The sequence below is a fragment of the Rhizobium sp. KDH_Rht_773_N genome, from assembly GCF_052946295.1.
The window spans coordinates 429,016-447,020 of sequence record NZ_CM129525.1 but is presented as its reverse complement, the minus strand read 5'-3'; the positions used below and the strand labels follow the sequence as shown (position 1 = coordinate 447,020).

The 18,005-nt window shown below is 61.0% G+C and carries 17 protein-coding genes; 10 read left to right on the top strand and 7 right to left on the bottom strand.

The window, feature by feature from the left end; genetic code table 11:
* Positions 1-38: 38 nt before the first annotated feature.
* A complete protein-coding gene (gene aspS, locus ACU8HS_RS02335) occupies positions 39-1,829 on the top strand; it encodes an aspartate--tRNA ligase (RefSeq protein ID WP_447015337.1) in 1,791 nt (596 codons plus the stop codon).
* A 67-nt stretch (positions 1,830-1,896) separates the two neighbouring features.
* Here aspS and ACU8HS_RS02330 read toward each other — a convergent pair whose 3' ends face one another.
* A complete protein-coding gene (locus ACU8HS_RS02330; RefSeq protein ID WP_447015872.1) occupies positions 1,897-3,084 on the bottom strand; it encodes a hypothetical protein in 1,188 nt (395 codons plus the stop codon).
* A gap of 229 nt (positions 3,085-3,313) precedes the next feature.
* Here ACU8HS_RS02330 and parC point away from each other — a divergent pair, with 229 nt between their 5' ends.
* Entirely contained in the window at positions 3,314-5,569 is a 2,256-nt protein-coding gene (parC, locus tag ACU8HS_RS02325) for a DNA topoisomerase IV subunit A (protein ID WP_112566026.1), read from the top strand.
* 167 nt (positions 5,570-5,736) lie between these two features.
* Positions 5,737-6,234 carry an SRPBCC family protein gene (locus ACU8HS_RS02320; protein WP_112566029.1) on the top strand — a complete coding sequence of 166 codons (498 nt, stop codon included), beginning with the start codon at positions 5,737-5,739 and terminating at the stop codon, positions 6,232-6,234.
* Between the two features lie 132 nt (positions 6,235-6,366).
* On the opposite strand, the gene ACU8HS_RS02315 is transcribed toward ACU8HS_RS02320, so the two are convergent.
* The 3 genes from ACU8HS_RS02315 to hemB all read right to left on the bottom strand — a co-directional run bounded on the left by ACU8HS_RS02315 (position 6,367) and on the right by hemB (position 8,870).
* Positions 6,367-7,143: an arginyltransferase gene (locus ACU8HS_RS02315; protein ID WP_112566031.1), complete on the bottom strand. Its 777-nt coding sequence runs from the start codon at positions 7,141-7,143 to the stop codon at positions 6,367-6,369.
* A 181-nt stretch (positions 7,144-7,324) separates the two neighbouring features.
* Positions 7,325-7,783 (bottom strand): RDD family protein, encoded by a 459-nt coding sequence (locus tag ACU8HS_RS02310; protein ID WP_112566034.1) that lies wholly within the window; start codon positions 7,781-7,783, stop codon positions 7,325-7,327.
* Between the two features lie 73 nt (positions 7,784-7,856).
* Positions 7,857-8,870: a porphobilinogen synthase gene (gene hemB / locus ACU8HS_RS02305; RefSeq protein ID WP_447015336.1), complete on the bottom strand. Its 1,014-nt coding sequence runs from the start codon at positions 8,868-8,870 to the stop codon at positions 7,857-7,859.
* Between the two features lie 135 nt (positions 8,871-9,005).
* On the opposite strand from hemB, the gene ACU8HS_RS02300 reads away from it, so the two are divergent.
* Both ACU8HS_RS02300 and ldtR read left to right on the top strand, forming a co-directional pair.
* Positions 9,006-9,443 carry a DUF6163 family protein gene (locus tag ACU8HS_RS02300; protein ID WP_112566039.1) on the top strand — a complete coding sequence of 146 codons (438 nt, stop codon included), beginning with the start codon at positions 9,006-9,008 and terminating at the stop codon, positions 9,441-9,443.
* Positions 9,444-9,572: 129 nt separating this feature from the next.
* Complete coding sequence (gene ldtR / locus ACU8HS_RS02295) at positions 9,573-10,085, top strand: transcriptional regulator LdtR (protein ID WP_112566042.1); 513 nt, start codon at positions 9,573-9,575, stop codon at positions 10,083-10,085.
* Positions 10,086-10,235: 150 nt separating this feature from the next.
* Here the strand turns inward: ldtR and ACU8HS_RS02290 are convergent, their stop codons facing one another.
* The 3 genes from ACU8HS_RS02290 to ACU8HS_RS02280 form a co-directional block, all read right to left on the bottom strand.
* A complete protein-coding gene (locus ACU8HS_RS02290) occupies positions 10,236-10,610 on the bottom strand; it encodes a Rap1a/Tai family immunity protein (protein ID WP_447015335.1) in 375 nt (124 codons plus the stop codon).
* Between the two features lie 188 nt (positions 10,611-10,798).
* Positions 10,799-11,272, bottom strand: coding sequence for a hypothetical protein (locus ACU8HS_RS02285; protein WP_447015334.1), 474 nt, complete (start codon positions 11,270-11,272; stop codon positions 10,799-10,801).
* A 66-nt stretch (positions 11,273-11,338) separates the two neighbouring features.
* The gene (locus ACU8HS_RS02280) at positions 11,339-12,088 is read right to left on the bottom strand and encodes a DUF5677 domain-containing protein (protein WP_447015333.1); all 750 of its coding nucleotides are present in this window, start codon (positions 12,086-12,088) and stop codon (positions 11,339-11,341) included.
* A gap of 708 nt (positions 12,089-12,796) precedes the next feature.
* Here ACU8HS_RS02280 and ACU8HS_RS02275 point away from each other — a divergent pair.
* From ACU8HS_RS02275 to ACU8HS_RS02255, 5 genes are all read left to right on the top strand, one after another.
* A complete protein-coding gene (locus ACU8HS_RS02275) occupies positions 12,797-14,098 on the top strand; it encodes a L,D-transpeptidase family protein (protein ID WP_112566054.1) in 1,302 nt (433 codons plus the stop codon).
* A 181-nt stretch (positions 14,099-14,279) separates the two neighbouring features.
* Positions 14,280-15,578: a serine hydroxymethyltransferase gene (glyA, locus tag ACU8HS_RS02270; RefSeq protein WP_112566060.1), complete on the top strand. Its 1,299-nt coding sequence runs from the start codon at positions 14,280-14,282 to the stop codon at positions 15,576-15,578.
* Positions 15,579-15,587: 9 nt separating this feature from the next.
* On the top strand, positions 15,588-16,064 hold the full coding sequence (gene nrdR, locus ACU8HS_RS02265) for a transcriptional regulator NrdR (RefSeq protein WP_112566063.1): 477 nt from the start codon (positions 15,588-15,590) through the stop codon (positions 16,062-16,064).
* 2 nt (positions 16,065-16,066) lie between these two features.
* Positions 16,067-17,380 (top strand): bifunctional diaminohydroxyphosphoribosylaminopyrimidine deaminase/5-amino-6-(5-phosphoribosylamino)uracil reductase RibD, encoded by a 1,314-nt coding sequence (gene ribD, locus ACU8HS_RS02260; RefSeq protein WP_447015332.1) that lies wholly within the window; start codon positions 16,067-16,069, stop codon positions 17,378-17,380.
* Positions 17,380-17,997, top strand: coding sequence for a riboflavin synthase (locus ACU8HS_RS02255; RefSeq protein ID WP_112566068.1), 618 nt, complete (start codon positions 17,380-17,382; stop codon positions 17,995-17,997). Before ribD ends, ACU8HS_RS02255 begins: the two co-directional genes overlap by 1 nt.
* Positions 17,998-18,005 lie beyond the last annotated feature (8 nt).

The window sequence follows — 18,005 nt, the reverse complement described above, 5'->3', positions numbered from 1 at the left end:
ATGCCGCCGTCTTAAGCCAAATGCCAGGATTTGAGATCATGCACCGCTACCGCAGCCACACATGCGCCGCTCTTCGCAAGTCGGACGTCGGCTCGAATGTCCGTATTTCCGGTTGGGTCCATCGTGTCCGAGATCATGGCGGCGTGCTGTTCATCGACCTTCGCGACCATTACGGCACGACGCAGATCGTTGCCGACCCGGATTCGCCGGCCTTCAAGCAGGCGGAAACCGTTCGCGGCGAATGGGTCATCCGCGTCGACGGCCTGGTCAAGGCCCGCACCGACGATACCGTCAACAAGAACATGCCGACCGGCGAGATCGAGCTTTACGCGCAGGAGATCGAAGTTCTCTCCGCCGCCAAGGAACTGCCGCTGCCGGTCTTTGGCGAGCCGGACTATCCGGAAGACGTCCGCCTCAAGTACCGCTTCCTCGATCTGCGCCGCGAAACGCTGCACAGGAACATCGTCAAGCGCACGCAGATCATCTCGGCCATGCGCCGCGAGATGAACGGCGTCGGCTTCACCGAATATACGACGCCGATCCTGACGGCCTCCTCGCCGGAAGGCGCGCGCGACTTCCTCGTGCCGAGCCGCATTCATCCCGGCACCTTCTACGCCCTGCCGCAGGCCCCGCAGCAGTACAAGCAGCTCCTGATGGTTGCCGGCTTCGACCGCTACTTCCAGATCGCGCCCTGCTTCCGCGACGAAGACCCGCGCGCCGACCGCCTGCCGGGCGAATTCTACCAGCTCGACCTCGAAATGAGCTTCGTGACCCAGGAAGACGTCTGGAACACGATGGGTCCGCTGATGACCAAGATTTTCGAGGAATTCGCCGAGGGCAAGCCGGTCACCAAGGAATGGCCGCGCATTCCCTATGACGAAGCGATCCGCAAATACGGTTCCGACAAGCCGGACCTGCGCAACCCGATCGTCATGGAAGCCGTGACCGAGCATTTCGCCGGCTCCGGCTTCAAGGTCTTCGCCAACATGATCGCCTCCAACCCGAAGGTTCAAGTCTGGGCGATCCCGGCCAGGACCGGCGGTTCCCGCGCCTTCTGCGACCGCATGAACGCCTGGGCGCAGAGCCAGGGCCAGCCGGGTCTCGGCTACATCTTCTGGCGCAAGGAAGGCGACAAGCTCGAAGGCGCCGGCCCGCTTGCCAAGAACATCGGCGAAGAGCGCACGGATGCGATCCGCACCCAGCTCGGCCTCGATGACGGCGACGCCTGCTTCTTCGTCGCCGGCGAGCCGGACAAGTTCTACAAGTTCGCAGGCGAAGCGCGCAACCGCGCCGCCGACGAACTGAACCTGATCGACCGCGACCGCTTCGAACTGTGCTGGATCGTCGACTTCCCGTTCTTCGAATGGAACGAAGAAGAAAAGAAGGTCGATTTCGCCCACAACCCGTTCTCCATGCCGCAGGGCGGCCTCGATGCGCTGAAGAACCAGGATCCGCTGACGATCAAGGCCTTCCAGTACGACGCCGTCTGCAACGGCTTCGAAATCGCCTCGGGCTCGATCCGTAACCAATCGCCGGAAACCATGGTCGCCGCCTTCGAGAAGGTCGGCTTGAGCCAGCAGGACGTCGAGGATCGTTTCGGCGGCCTCTACCGTGCCTTCCAGTACGGCGCGCCTCCGCACGGTGGTGCTGCTTTCGGTATCGACCGTATCGTCATGCTGCTCGTCGGCGCCAAGAACCTGCGCGAAATCTCGCTCTTCCCGATGAACCAGCAGGCCCAGGACCTGTTGATGGGCGCGCCGACCCCGGCAACGCCCGCCCAACTGCGCGAACTGGCGATCCGCCCGATCCCGCCGGTGAAGAAAGACTGAGGCAGACATCTCTCAACAAGAAGCCCGGCGAAATCATCGCCGGGTTCTTGTTGGATCCGAATAGTCCTTAGTCGTTGGCCGAAACCTTCACGCCGAGCATCTGCGGCACCGTGTTGGGTGCGCCCATGGCAGCGCCCAAGATCATCGGGAAGGCAACCGGCTTGTCCGGCGTGGCCTTGACGGTCAGGCTCTTCGGATTGTCCAGGAAGGTGCTGACGGCAGCCGAAATCGCATTCTGCAGTTCCGGAATGTTGAGCTGCGCCAGCATGATCGGCGTCATGGCCTTCAGCGAATCCGCCATCTGCTGGCCGGAAACGTTCTGCTTCGAACCGGCATAGTCCAGTGCGCGTTTGGTGATCGAGGCATCCTCGAAGCGGATTTGAGCGCCCTCGAAGGTCAGTTGCTGGGCAAGGCCGAGCACCGCGAGGCCGAGCGCCTGCTGTGCTTCTTCCTTGTTCGGATTGGCGTCGGCCTGATCGAGCGCTTGTCCTAACGACTTACCGAAAGCCAACGTATAGCCGGAGATCTTCAGGCCAAATTGCAGCTTGCCGACATTTGTGAAGTCAAAGGAGAGATCGGAGAGATCCAGCGTACCCGGCCCAAGGTCCCAAGATCCCTTCAAATTTATGTCGCCCTGGACATGTTGAAGGGCCAGCTTTTCGATCGCTTCCTTGCTCTGCGGGTCGCCGGCCTTGCTGAGGTCGAACTTCATCCCCTTCAATGCGCCGTCGATGTCGAAGCCGGACTCGTCCTCGCGGAGCGTGCTATTCACATCGCTTTCCAGCATTGAAAACACTTCCGCGCCGTCCTTAACCACTTTGAGGGCGCCGGTATGGAGATTTTCGGCCCAGAGCATGGTGTCCGGACTATCATCGCCTGGTTTGGCGGGTACGGTGATACCGCCGAGACTGAGGTCCTTTGCGGTTACCGTCACACCACCTGCGGTGCTATCGACATCTTCAAAAGTGGCCCCTTCAATATAGTAGCTGCCGTCCTCCTGCTCTTCCACGCCAGAGAGAGTGATATCGCCGACCGAAAAGCCTTGAACACCTTTGGGCGTGTAAATGGCGTTCTTGAGCGTGACGGTCGTCCCGTCGATATCGATGCTGTCAGTCGAAATCGTTCCGCTCTGCTGGCTGGAGGCAGCATTGATCTTCGTCAGCAGGTCCTGGCCGTCGAGCGCGAAAGCGGAGCCCGCGAAGGAAAGAATGGCTGCGCTCGACAGCATCAGCCGCGTCGTGCGGTAAAAGGTCATGAGAAAGTCCCCTGGGTGGCAAGTGCCGTGGAATATTGCAATGAAGCGACTGCGGAACAGTCCGGCTTTATATTCGCAGACCCCTAAATTTCTATTGAGAGTATCGGCGGGCAAAGTTCAAATTCAGGCGATAGTTTTGTCGCCTTTCATGTCAGCCGGAAGAGGTCATCCACAGCCGGAATGCCCGGATTCCTTGCCCCACAGGGGTTTCTGAGCTAGTCAGGATTCCATGGGACAAGAAATTTTACCGCCTTCCGGCGGAGACGGCGACAATATTCATCCGGTCGATCTGAAGGCGGCGCTCGAAGAGCGCTACCTGCGTTATGCGCTGTCGACCATCATGCACCGCGCGCTGCCTGACGTGCGCGATGGCCTGAAACCGGTCCATCGCCGCATCGTCTACGCGATGAACGACATGGGCCTGCGGCCGAACGCGGCCTTCAGGAAATGCGCCAAGATCGTCGGCGAGGTGATGGGTAACTATCACCCGCATGGCGACCAGTCGATCTACGACGCGCTGGCGCGCCTCGCGCAGGATTTCTCGCAGCGCTATACGCTGGTGAACGGGCAGGGCAACTTCGGCAATATCGACGGCGACAGTCCCGCCGCCATGCGATACACCGAATCGAAGATGACCGTGGTCTCCGAGCTGCTGCTCGAGGGCATCGATCAGGATGCCGTCGATTTCCGCGACACCTACGACGAATCCAATTCCGAGCCGATCGTTCTTCCCGGCGCCTTCCCGAACCTTCTGGCCAACGGCTCCTCGGGCATTGCGGTCGGCATGGCGACGTCGATTCCCTCGCACAACGTGCATGAGGTCTGCGACGCGGCACTGCATCTGATCAAGCATCCCGACGCCACGGTCGAAAAGCTCGTCGAGTTCATCCCCGGCCCGGATTTCCCGACCGGCGGCATCATCATCGACAGCAAGGAAAGCATCATCGAAAGCTACCGCACCGGCCGCGGCGGTTTTCGTGTCCGTGCCAAGTGGGAAACGGAAGATCTCGGCCGCGGCGGCTACCAGATCGTCGTCACCGAAATTCCCTTCCAGGTGCAGAAGTCGCGCCTGATCGAAAAGATCGCCGAACTGCTAATCGCCCGCAAGCTGCCGTTGCTGGAAGATATCAGGGACGAATCGGCCGAGGATATCCGCATCGTGCTGGTGCCGAAGAGCCGCACCGTCGATCCGACCATCCTCATGGAATCCATGTTCAAGCTGACGGAGCTGGAAAGCCGCTTCCCGCTGAACATGAACGTGCTCTCGATGGGCGTGATCCCGCGCGTCATGGCGCTGAACGAGGTGCTGAGGGAGTGGCTGGACCACCGCCGCGAAGTGCTGCAGCGCCGCTCGCGCTTCCGCCTCGCCGCCATCGACAAGCGCCTCGAAATCCTCGGCGGCCTGCTCGTTGCCTATCTCAATATCGACGAGGTGATCCGCATCATCCGCGAGGAGGATGAGCCCAAGCCCGTCATGATGGCGCGCTGGGACCTGACCGACGTTCAGGTCGAGGCGATCCTCAACATGCGGCTGCGCGCCCTGCGCAAGCTCGAGGAATTCGAGATCCGCAAGGAGCACGACGAACTCACCAAGGAAAAGGCCGATATCGAGGCGCTGCTCGCCTCCGACGAGAAGCAGTGGCAGACGGTTTCCTGGGAAATCGGCGAGGTGAAGAAGAAATTCGCCAAGGCCACCGATATCGGCCGCCGCCGCACGCAGTTCGCCGAAGCGCCCGAGACCGACGAGGAAGCCATCCAGCACGCGATGATCGAGAAGGAGCCGATCACCGTCGTCGTCTCCGAAAAGGGCTGGATCCGCGCGCTGAAGGGCCACATTTCCGATACGTCCACGCTGGCCTTCAAGGAAGGCGACGGCCTGAAGGTTGCCTTCCCGGCGCAGACGACGGACAAGATCCTGATCGTCACCACCGGCGGCAAGGTCTTCACCCTCGGCGGCGACAAGCTGCCCGGCGGCCGCGGCCATGGCGAACCGCTGCGCATCATGATCGACATGGAAAACGATCAGGATGTGCTGACCGCCTTCGTCCACGATGCGTCGCGCAAGATGCTGATCGTCTCGACCGTCGGCAACGGTTTCGTGGTGCCGGAAGCGGAAATGGTCGCCAATACCCGCAAGGGCAAGCAGATCATGAATGTTTCCATGCCCGACGAGACCAAGCTGCTCGTGCCCGTGACCGGCGATCATGTCGCCGTCGTCGGCGAAAACCGCAAGATGCTGGTATTCCCGCTGAGCCAGATGCCGGAGATGACGCGCGGCAAGGGCGTGCGCCTGCAGCGCTACAAGGACGGTGGCATTTCCGACGTTCGCTGCTTTGCCATTGCCGATGGCCTGAGCTGGGAAGACAGCGCCGGCCGCACCTTCACCAAGAACAAGGACGAGCTTGCCGAATGGCTGGCCGACCGCGCCACCGCCGGCCGCACCGTGCCGAAGGGCTTCCCGCGCAGCGGCAAATTCGCCGGCTGATCCCGGAAAATTGAGGCTCCGCCCTTGGCGGGCGGAGCAATTCCTCTATCTCAGTCCTGTCACCAAAAAGAAGAGCCGACAAGAAGGGCAAGGACGTTCCGCGGGCGGGCGGGACGGCCAATAAGCCGTGCGCCGGCAAGCGCGCGAACAACGATGGAGGACTGTCGATGCCTGCCGCCAATACGATCAAACTGCATGTCGCCCACAGCTACAAGGCGCCGCCCGCCAGGGTCTATGACGCCTGGCTCAACCCGGAAATTGCCCGCCGCTTTCTGTTTGCGACCGATGACGGTCACGTCGTCCGCGCCGATATCGATCCACGCGTCGGCGGCCGTTTCATCATCGTCGACCGCCGCCCGACCGGCGACGCCTTTCATCACGGCCTTTTCCTGGAATTGAAGCGGCCAAGGCATATCGCCTTCTGCTTTTCCGTCGAGGAGCACGACCACAATTGCGATCGCGTCGAAATCGACATCGAACCGCTCGGCAGCGGCAGCAGGCTGACCCTGACGCACGAAATGTGTGCGGAATGGGCTGAATATGAGGAGAAGACCCGGCAGGGCTGGACGCATATTGTCGAAGGGCTGGATCGGGAACTGGAGCTTTCGGCGGGTCCGAAACGATCGAACCCCGAAGCGGATCGGTCCGCCGGCGCTATGGCGTGAGCCGGACCGTGTGGTCGCGCCGTCCTCGTCGATTTCGCCTGCCGCGGGCAGCAATCGCCGCAAGCGGGATCGGGCCGCCGATCGCTGTCAGCAGCAGGCCCTTCCGATGAACGGAAAGGTGGGGCAGGGGTATCAGTCCTGCGGGTCGTCCTGGAGGGTAGAGGGATCGAAACGCTCCCAGCCGCGCGGCGTCAGATGTTCCTGCGGCTGGAAGCGTGTCTTGTAGTCCATCTTCCGCGAGCCCTGAACCCAGTAGCCGAGATAGACATGCGGCAGGCCGAGCGCTTTCGTGCGGCGCACATGGTCAAGGATCATGAACGTGCCGAGCGAGCGCCGGTCGAGATCGGGATTGAAGTAGGAATAGACCATGGAGAGGCCGTCGCTCATCGTATCGGTCAGGGCGGCGGCCAGCAGTTCGCCCTTCGGCCGCGTTTCCAGCCCCGAGCCTTCCTCGCGCCGGCGGTATTCGATGATCTTGGTGTTCACATGCGTGTCTTCCACCATGATCGCATAGTCGAGCACGGTCATGTCGGACATGCCGCCCTGCTGGTGGCGATAGTCGAGATAGCGGCGGAAGAGGGAATATTGCTCGCTGGACGGCTGGGCCGGAAATTCCGTGGCGATGATGTCGGAATTGCTCGCCAGCACCCGCTTCATCGATTTCGTCGGCTGGAATTCCTGCGCCAGGATGCGCACGGACACGCAGGCGCGACAGGCCTCGCAGGCGGGGCGGTAGGCAATGTTCTGCGAACGGCGGAAGCCGCCCTGCGTAAGGATGTCGTTCATCTCTGCCGCGCGCGGACCGACGAGATGGGTGAAGACCTTGCGCTCCATCTCGTGCGGCAGATACGGACAGGCAGCCGGGGCCGTCAGATAAAACTGAGGGGATGGCGTAGTCTGCGTATTCATCTCTCGCGGAGATTTCCTTTCAGGCGCGTGTCGATCCAGACAGCATGACGCAAGAATAAAAAACGTCAACAGCGCGACATTCAGTGCCGCGCAATCGAATATTCGATTTTTTGGATATGGCGCTCTTTTGTGGCCGTCAAAGGGCGGGCGGAGACTTTATTTCGTCTCCGCCGGGATGGGCTCAGCCGGTACGCACCGTCGCGGTGCCGACGAGGAAATCGTGCAGCAGGCGCGAGCGTTCCGTGAACAGGCCGACGAGCAGAATGAGCGGCGTCAGCAGCGAGTTCAGGATCCAGAACAGCGCCAGGTGAGCGATCGCCAGGATGAAATCCATCGGCCTTCCGTCGATGCGCACGATCGCGATACCCATGGCCCGCATGCCGAGCGAAGCCTGGGACGGGCCGCCGACGGTCAAGCCGAAATAGAGGCCGGCGACGATGACGAAGAGGGCCGGAAAGAGAATGAAGCCGAGCCCCAGCGTGACGATGCCGAGGAAGAACACCACCACCGCCGCCGGAATGCAGAGCAGGGCGACGATGACATAGTCGAGGATGAAGGCGAAGACGCGACGGCTGAGCACGCCGCTATAGGCGCGCCAGTCCTCCGGTGCGGCATAGACCGGGTTGGGGTTGTAACTCATCTGCATCTCCCTTCGAAAGACGATGCCGCTGATATGGTATCGTCAGGGGGAAATGCAATAATCCGCCCGAAAATCACCTTTTTGCGAGGATTTTGGCCACTTCCGGGGCAAAATAGGTGAGGATGCCGTCGCAGCCGGCGCGCTTGAAAGCCAGCAGCGTCTCCATCATGATCCGCTCGCCGTCGATCCAGCCGTTCATGGCCGCAGCCTTGATCTGCGAATATTCGCCCGAGACCTGATAGGCGAAGGTCGGCAGGCCGAAGGCCTCCTTCACGCGCCAGCAGATGTCGAGATAGGCAAGCCCCGGCTTGACCATCAGCATGTCCGCCCCTTCCTCGACATCGAGGGCGGCGTCGCGGACCGCTTCCGTGCCGTTGGCCGGATTGATGTAATAGCTGTTCTTGTCGCCTTTCAGCAGGCCCTTGGTGTTGATCGCCTCGCGATAGGGGCCGTAGAAGCCGGAGGAGAATTTCGTCGCATAGGACATGATGCCGACGCTCTGATGTCCGGCGGCGTCGAGCCCGCGGCGGATCGCGCCGATCCGCCCGTCCATCATCTCCGAGGGGGCGATGATATCGGCGCCGGCGTCGGCCTGCAGGATTGCCGCCTTGACCACCTGATCGACCGTCTCGTCGTTGACGATCTCGCCGTCGCGCAGGATGCCGTCATGCCCGTGGCTGGTGAAGGGGTCGAGCGCCACATCGGTAATAATGCCGATATTGGCCACCGCCTTTTTAATGGCCGCCGTCGTCTGATTGATGAGGTTATTGGCAACAAGACTGTTGGAGCCCGTCTCGTCGCGCAATTCCATCTCGATATCGGGGAAGGTGGCAATGGCGGGGATACCGAGATCGGCTGCTTCCTTCGCCGCTTCGACCGCCTTGTCGACGCTCATACGGTTGACGCCCGGCATGGCGGGGATCGGATCGACGATGCCGGTGCCGGGAACGACGAAGATCGGCCAGATCAGATCGTCGACCGTCAGGCGGTTTTCCTGCACCAGCCGGCGCGTCCAATCGGCCTTGCGGTTGCGCCGCATGCGGCGGTGACCGGTGATTTCATCGACGAGATGTGTCTTGTCCTGCATGATATCTGTCCCTGGGCCATTCCATTTATCGGAGCGCTCATTATCATGCGCCCCGGAAAATCCAAACCGGACGATTGGCCGCGGCGGATGAAGCCGCCATAAAATGAAGCCGCAACTCGAACGTGATGTACCGCCATGGAAACCGATTCTCCGACGATACCGAAACGGACGCTGACGGATATCCTCTTCATCTTCTTCCTGCGGCTGGTTGCCGTCTCCTGCTTCTGGTTCGGCCTGCAATACTGGGCGATGCTGGTGGGCTACTCGCTGGTCGGCGCCGGCCGGTTCGATCTGCTCAGCCTGCCGTGGAAGGTGGCAAGCACCTGCCTTGCCGTTCTCTTCCCGGTCGCCTCGCTCGGCCTCTGGCTCACCGTTTCATGGGGGCCGGTCATCTGGGTGCTGGCCGCCGGCGGCCAGATCCTCATGTACGGCCTGCTTCCGCAGATCTTCGGCGCCAACCGGCTGATCATCCTGCTGCATGTGATCGTCGCCGTAATCTACTGGATTTTCAGGCTTTCCCTGTGGCTGGAGCGGCGCCGGCAGCGACGCCAGGTAAGCGTTGATTTACCCTGATACACCAATGGGTTTCCGGTAAGCCTCTGTTAAGCCTGCGGTTTAAGTCGAATTTTATATGTATTCGATAGGGTCTCACTCAAGGCGGGAAGAAAACGACACCGCCAAACAAAACAGTGAGGCAGTCAAATGAACACGAAACTCAAGCCGCAGGCGGCATCGACTTTCCATGCACAGGATCAGGGCATCCGTGATCTTTACATGGAATCCCTTCATCTTGTTGAACGTCTTCATCGCCGTCTTCTCGACGTCATCAAGGACGAGTTCGACCGCCAGGGCCGCAGCGACGTCAACGCCATCCAGGCGCTCCTGCTTTTCAACATCGGCAATTCCGAACTGACCGCCGGCGAGCTGCGCTCCCGCGGCTACTATCTCGGCTCGAACGTTTCCTACAACGTCAAGAAGCTGGTCGACCTCGGCTTCATCAACCACCAGCGCTCGCGCATCGACCGCCGCTCGGTCCGCATCAGCCTGACCGAAACCGGCCAGGACATCGCCGAAACCGTCGGCAAGCTCTACGAACGCCACATCGCCTCGATCGACAAGGTCGGCGGCATCGGCACCGACGAGTTTACCCAGATGAACAAGCTGCTTCAGCGTCTGGATCGTTTCTGGAACGATCAGATTTTGTATAGATTATAATCATTTAACTGCGTACCGGATAGAGTGTATTCGGATTCACTAAGGTGCGCGAGGTGGCGCTTGATGGCGTAGCAGTTGCGTTGCAGGAAATGACCTTCCCTGACGACAAAGGGCGTCTCACGGCTTCCCTCCGTGAACGCCTTTGCCGTGTCACTTACGGGGCCATGCGTCATAAAGAGCAGCTTGAACAAGTCCCTCGGCGCCCTTCTGCCGATTCTCGGGGTGATCTACGAGATATTTGCAAACGATGTCCCGAGCTTGGCGCAGAACCATTCCGACCGGATAGCAGATAAAGCCATCCATCCTGTACTTCCGTGAGAAAGTTGAGATGTCGCCTGCTGGTACATTATTAAGTGCTTCAAGAGCGAGAAGGTCATAGCCGCTTTTGTCTATGACGCCTGTGACGTAGCCCAACACCGCCTCACGATCTCCCTGGCACAACTCGCGAAGCTTATTGCCGGTCTGGAAGCTAGCCTGAGCAGTGCTTGCCATGGCAAATAGCGTGAGCGCGAGAATCGCGCGCATGATAATCCCCGCGAGTGCGGAGGATGGTAGCTAACCGGTAAGCGGAATTAACTGGCAGGCGTCTCTTCTTTGGACCGTGCATGCCGCACTGCATCCTGAAGATACTCCTCGCGGTCAATAGATCTCATGCGGTGCTTACGCATATTCTGTAACAGCCACTTGCCGCTGCGGTGGAAGAATACCGCGCATCAGATAGTGCGGCGGGCGAAACCTGAAAACGCCCATACGAAGGCTGACCCAATAATGAGAACGAAGAGAGGTACGCCGAAAGCAAAGCCGAGCGAGCCCAAAAGCGCTCTCCATGGATGCGCAGGATAGAGGGGCACGCCTGCGTCAGCATAGGTTTTGCTGACTATCTCTTCATCGGTCTGGTCAAAATACTGGGGAAAGTTTCGCCGGAACTTATCCATATCATACCAGCACAACGCTTCCGGGTTCTGAGTCGTAGCGTTGGTGTCCAGCTCGTAATCAACGCCAAGAGCGCCCCGAGCGCGCTTACAAGTTACTGGTACGAGGGCTTTAGCATTAGCGGGTATCTCAACCATGATGTTTGATTTTTGAAATTCGCGCGCGATCTGCTCGTAGCTGAAGAGCATGATGGCTACCGCAAAGATTAGTCCGCAAACCAGCCACAGCCGGAAAAGCCCGCGTTTAATGTTCATAGATCCCCACCTCTGGCTGCATTATGCATGGCGGAGCGTTCTCGTCCAGATTGCCTGGAAGTAGGTCTAGGGGTGAACTCCACCGGTCTGCATCGACGCCTCAAAATCCTCGATGAAGCGGGAGTGCTCGGCGCGAAAGCTTTCTATTTCTGGCAGGGCGTTGGTTTTGAAGTAGGTGTGAACGATATGGGTGGTGTCTGATACGGCAGAGAGATAACCACTCAGGGTGCCGTTCAAGCTATCGGGCGATGGCTCCGCGAACATCACAAGCTGCGGGTTCTCGTTCGCGTCAAACCGGAAATGCCGGAGTGTTAGTGCTCTGATGTTGTTGTGGGACTCGTTGCAGAGGCTGTTGTAGACGGACTGATAGATTTGCTCGAACCCTGCGAGCCTGAACTTCTCGTAGATGCTCATCGGCTTTACGCCCAGAGCAGCTAGCTCGGCTTGGTGCTCGGCAAGTCTCTGCGAGGCATCAGCGCTGTTCTCGAATTTAATGAGGAACGGGTTGCCGCCGCGAACGCCGTACTGGGCCAGCTTAATCCATTGGTCGTGGAAAGAAGCTTGCATCTGCTTAAGGTATTCAGGATCGTTGCACAGATTTATCAGATCCACATACGCTTCGAGCGTTGATCTAAGGATGATGTCTAGCGTGGCATGCTGATCTGCGCGCAGCAGAACCAGGGCGTTGTATGTCTGCTCCATGATACTGGCGTAGAGCGACATGATGGTCCGGTGAAGCGGGTTCCCTTGGCTGAAGACAATCGCTTGGAGATTCTTGTACGACTGCCCGTAGATATATTCGAGAAAGTCCAGCATGTTTCGCCTCTGCATCCTGACCGTGCAAAGCGTATCAGATTCGCGGGAGTTAGCCTTGCGCTTGGCGTACCACTCTCGTTGATATTTGTCCTTGGCCTTGCGTTTCAAATCCAAAGCGTGTGCGGATAAACGGGGCACGAGATGGCACCGGTGGCGAGGATCGCTCGCCACTTGAACGCCGGCGATTTCCGACCTCCAATCGGCAACTAAAGCACGCGGTTTCCCTCCGCGAGGCGCTTTCTGCCGTTGTGTCAAAGGCCTGCTGTCGATCAGGCGGAAGCTGTACCGCCTTTCGCACGACCGGACACGTTGATATCGCCCAAAGGCATCCGCTCGCCTCTGCGTGGCATCTTTGCAACGCACGCCCACCAACCGCGAAGCCCGGTATTCAAGCCGTTTTTTAGTCGTTATTAACCCTCACGGTTTACCGGTCATATGGTTCGTTGCATGCGGTTTCCGGCAACCGGCAGTCTGTCGTCCGGCCCGGCAACACGAATTGGCCATATTGATGTGACAGCGGAATATTCGATAGCCGGCGTCCTCGAAGGACCATTGGCATCATCCGGATCGCCCCTCGCGATTCTGTGATGGGACTGGCGGAATTTCCTGCTGCGCCGGAAGAACGAACGGATAGGGATCTGCGTTAAGGCGCAGGATATCGCAAAGGGCCGTGGCCTCCTCCACCGCGGCATTGAGTGGTTGGGACGAATGTCTAAGAAGAACGGAATTGAAGCTCTCTCTCGCCGCGCCTTTCTGGCCTCGGCGGCAACGGTTGGTGCCGGCGCGCTTGCCGCGCCCGCATTCGCGCAATCGGCGCTCGACGGGCTGCTGAACGCCCCGAGGCGCGGCAACTGGGACGACCAGTTCGATGCCAAGGCCGCCTCGCGCACGGCCACCGCCGTTCTTTCCAATACCCCGATCCTCAGCCCGCAATCGATACCGAGCACGCAGCAGGCGATCATGCAGTATCAGCAGATCGTCTCCATGGGCGGCTGGCCGCAGGTCAATCCAGGCGACGTTCGCCTGCAGCTCGGCGTCACCGATCCCTCGGTCCAGGCCCTTCGCCAGCGCCTGGCGGTCAGCGGCGACCTGCCGCGCGAAGCCGGCCTTTCGAGCGCCTTCGATTCCTATGTCGACGGTGCCGTCAAGCGCTTCCAGGCCCGCCACGGCCTGCCGGCCGATGGCGTGATCGGCGAATTCACGCTGAAGGCGATGAACATCCCGGCAGATGTCCGCCTGCAGCAGCTGAATACCAACCTGATCCGCATCCAGACCTTCCCGGAAGACATGGGCCGCCGCCATGTGATGGTCAACATTCCGGCAGCTTACGTGGAAGCGGTCGAAGACGGCAGCGTCGCGACGCGCCACACGGCCGTTGTCGGCCGCCTGAGCCGCCCGACGCATATCGTCAATTCCAAGATCTACGAGGTCATCCTCAATCCGTACTGGACGGCGCCGCGCTCGATCGTCGAGAAGGACATCATGCCGCTGATGCGCAAGGATCCGACCTATCTCGAAAAGAACGCGATCCGTCTCATCGACGGCAAGGGCAACGAAGTCGCCCCGGAAACGGTCGATTGGAACGGCGAGGCGCCGAACCTGATGTTCCGCCAGGACCCCGGCAAGATCAACGCCATGGCCTCCACGAAGATCAATTTCTACAACAAGAACGGCGAGTATATGCACGACACGCCGCAGCAGGGCCTGTTCAACAAGCTCATGCGTTTCGAATCCTCGGGCTGCGTGCGCGTCCAGAACGTCCGCGACCTCACGACCTGGCTGCTGCGCGAAACGCCCGGCTGGAGCCGCCAGCAGATGGAGCAGGTGATCGCCAGCGGCATCAATACGCCGATCAAGCTCGCGACCGAAGTTCCCGTCTATTTCGTCTATATCTCCGCCTGGGGCATGCCCGACGGCGTCGTCCAGTTCCGCGACGACATCTACCAGATGGACGGCAATGCGGAACTCGCGCTCGACACCACCTCGGGCATCGAGCAGCCGGTCCAGTAATTACGCCTGCATATCCCTGAAAGCCGCGCCCGTTGCGCGGCTTTTTTCGTTCCGGCAAGGCCGCGCGCTGCGCGCAAACCGGTCGCCCGCGCGCTTAGCCCAGCAAATGTCGTTCTTCGTATTGCCCTCGCATCGGCGGAAGGCTAATACCTTGGCCGCATTCCAGTGAAGGAGCCAGCCCATGACCAATGCTTCCACCGAATCCTTCTTCAATCGCTCGCTCGCGGACGTCGATCCGGAAATCTTCGGCGCGATCGGAAAGGAACTCGGTCGTCAACGGCATGAGATCGAACTGATCGCATCCGAGAACATCGTTTCCCGCGCCGTTCTGGAAGCCCAGGGCTCCATCATGACCAACAAATACGCCGAGGGTTATCCGGGCAAGCGCTATTATGGTGGCTGCCAGTTCGTCGATATCGCCGAGGAACTCGCCATCGAACGCGCCAAGAAGCTGTTCGGCGTCAACTTCGCCAACGTCCAGCCGAATTCCGGCTCGCAGATGAACCAGGCCGTCTTCCTGGCGCTGCTGCAGCCGGGCGACACCTTCATGGGCCTCGACCTGAATTCGGGCGGCCACCTGACACACGGTTCGCCGGTCAACATGTCCGGCAAGTGGTTCAACGTCGTCTCCTACGGCGTGCGCGAGGGCGACAACCTGCTCGACATGGACGAAGTCGAGCGCAAGGCCCAGGAACACAAGCCGAAGCTCATCATTGCCGGCGGCACCGCCTATTCCCGTATCTGGGACTGGAAGCGCTTCCGCGAGATCGCCGACTCGGTCGGCGCCTACCTGATGGTCGACATGGCCCACATTGCCGGCCTCGTCGCCGGCGGCGTGCATCCTTCACCGTTCCCGCATTGCCACGTCGCGACCACCACGACCCACAAGTCTCTGCGCGGCCCGCGCGGCGGCGTCATCCTGACGAATGACGAGGATCTGGCGAAGAAGTTCAACTCGGCCGTCTTCCCCGGTCTCCAGGGCGGCCCGCTGATGCACATCATCGCCGCCAAGGCCGTTGCCTTCGGCGAAGCGCTGCAGCCCTCGTTCAAGGACTATGCCGCCCAGGTCGTCAAGAACGCCAGGGCGCTTGCCGAAACGCTCGTCGCCGGCGGCCTCGATGTCGTCTCCGGCGGTACGGACAACCACCTGATGCTGGTCGACCTGCGCAAGAAGAACGCCACCGGCAAGCGCGCCGAAGCCGCGCTCGGCCGCGCCTACATCACCTGCAACAAGAACGGCATCCCCTTCGATCCCGAAAAGCCCTTCGTCACCTCGGGCGTGCGCCTCGGCGCCCCGGCCGGCACGACGCGCGGCTTCAAGGAGGCCGAATTCCGCGAGATCGGCAATCTCATCGTCGAGGTTCTCGACGGCCTGAAGGTCGCCAATTCCGATGAGGGCAACGCCGCCGTCGAAGCTGCCGTGCGCGGCAAGGTGGTGAACCTGACCGACCGCTTCCCCATGTATGACTACATGGGCTAAGGAGTAGGCATGCGCTGCCCCTATTGCGGTTCGGAAGATACCCAGGTCAAGGATTCCCGCCCGGCGGAGGATAATACCTCCATCCGCCGGCGCCGCATCTGTCCGGATTGCGGCGGCCGCTTCACGACCTTCGAGCGCGTGCAGCTGCGCGAGCTGATGGTCATCAAGAAGACCGGCCGCAGGGTTCCCTTCGATCGCGACAAGCTGGTGCGTTCCTTCGACGTGGCGCTGCGCAAGCGCCCCGTCGATCGCGACCGCATCGAGCGCGCCGTCTCCGGCATCGTGCGCCGGCTGGAAAGCTCGGGCGAGACGGAAATCTCCTCCGAGCAGATCGGCCTGCAGGTTCTGGAAGCCATGAAGAGCCTCGATGATGTCGGCTTCGTGCGTTATGCTTCGGTCTACCGCGATTTCTCGCATGCCGAGGATTTCGAAAAACTGATCGCCGAGCTCAACGCCAAGATTGCCCGCGATCCACTGGACGTCTGACCATGGGCGAGAGGATCGCCGAGCATGAGGACGAACGCTTCATGGCAGCCGCGATCCGCCTGTCGCGCTGGCACACCGGCCGGACGTCCACCAATCCCTCCGTCGGCTGCGTCATCGTCCGTGACGGCGTCATCGTCGGCCGCGCGGTAACGGCACTCGGCGGTCGCCCGCATGCCGAGCCGCAGGCGCTCGCCGAAGCGGGCGAACTCGCCCGCGGCGCGACCGCCTATGTCACGCTCGAACCCTGCTCGCATCACGGCAAGACGCCGCCCTGCGCCGACGCGCTGATCGCCTCCGGCGTCGGCCGCGTCGTCATCAGCGTCACCGATCCCGATGTCAGGGTCTCCGGCCGCGGCATCGCCATGCTGCAGGAGGCCGGTATCGAGGTGATGACGGGCGTGCTGGAGGAGGAGGGCCGGCAATCGCTGTCAGGCTACCTCACCCGTCAGACGAAGAACCGCCCCTATGTGACTCTCAAACTTGCGGTTTCCGCCGATGGCATGATCGGCCGCGAGGGAGTAGGGCAGGTGGCGATCACCGGCCCGGAAGCCCGCGCCCAGGTGCAGGCGCTGCGCGCCGAAACCGATGCCATCCTCGTCGGCATCGGCACGGCGATTGCCGACGATCCGCTGCTGACGGTGCGGACACCGGGGCTTGAAGCGCAATCGCCCGTTCGCATCGTGCTCGACCCTGCTCTGGCATTGCCGTTGACGAGCAAGCTTGTCGAGACGGCGAAGGACGTGCCGGTGATTGTGGTGGCGAGCGAAGAGGTTTCACCACTGGGATCGGAGGAAGGATTACCCCCCTCTGCCCTGCCGGACATCTCTCCCACACGGGGGGAGATCGGCAAGGGGCCCGCTCCCAGTTCCTCTGACAGCAATGTTCCCGCCTCGGCGAATTTCGGGCGGGGAGCGGCCTCCCAGCCAATCTCCCCCCTTGTGGGAGAGATGTCCGGCAGGACAGAGGGGGGTAACACACCCGCCGACCCCACCGAGATGGCCTCCCGCCGCGCCGCGCTCGAATCCGCCGGCGTCGAAATCCTCTACTGCAATCCTTATCACCCCGAAGTCCTGCTGCCGGCGCTTGCCACCCGCGGCATTTCTTCGCTTCTCGTCGAAGGCGGCGCAAAGACCGCGAAGCTTTTCCTCGAAGCCGGTCTCGTCGATCGCATCCAGCTCTACCAGGCGCCCGTCGTCATCGGCGAGGGCGGTATTGAATCGCCGCTGCAGGCAACCGACATACCATCCGGCTTCGCCCACAGGGGCACTTACATACTCGGCGCGGATCGCCTGGACGAATACGAAAGAGAGACTTGATGTTCACCGGAATTGTCACTGATATCGGCACGATCGAATCCGTTTCGGCCCTCAAGGAGGGCATCAAGCTTCGTGTTGCCACGAACTACGACCCGGCGACCATCGACATGGGCGCCTCGATCTCCCATTCCGGCATCTGCCTTACCGTGACCGGCCTGCCGCAGGAAGGCAGTAACGGCCGCTGGTTCGAGGTCGAAGCATGGGAAGAGGCGCTGCGGCTGACCACGATTTCCACCTGGCAGGCGGGCAGCCATATCAATCTCGAGCGGTCGCTGAAGATCGGCGACGAACTCGGCGGCCATATCGTTTCCGGCCATGTCGACGGCAAGGCCGAAATCCTGTCGGTCACGCAAGAGGGGGACGCCACCCGTTTTCGCCTGCGCGCACCCGCCCATCTGGCGAAATTCGTCGCGCCCAAGGGCTCGATCGCGCTCGACGGCACATCGCTGACGGTCAACGCCGTCGATGGCACGGATTTCGACGTTCTCCTGATCCGCCATACGCTCGAGGTCACGACCTGGGGCGAACGCAAGGCCGGCGACTTCGTCAATTTCGAAGTCGACACGATGGCGCGTTATGCCGCCCGCCTCGCCGAATTCCCGACAGCATCGGCCTGAAAAATTGC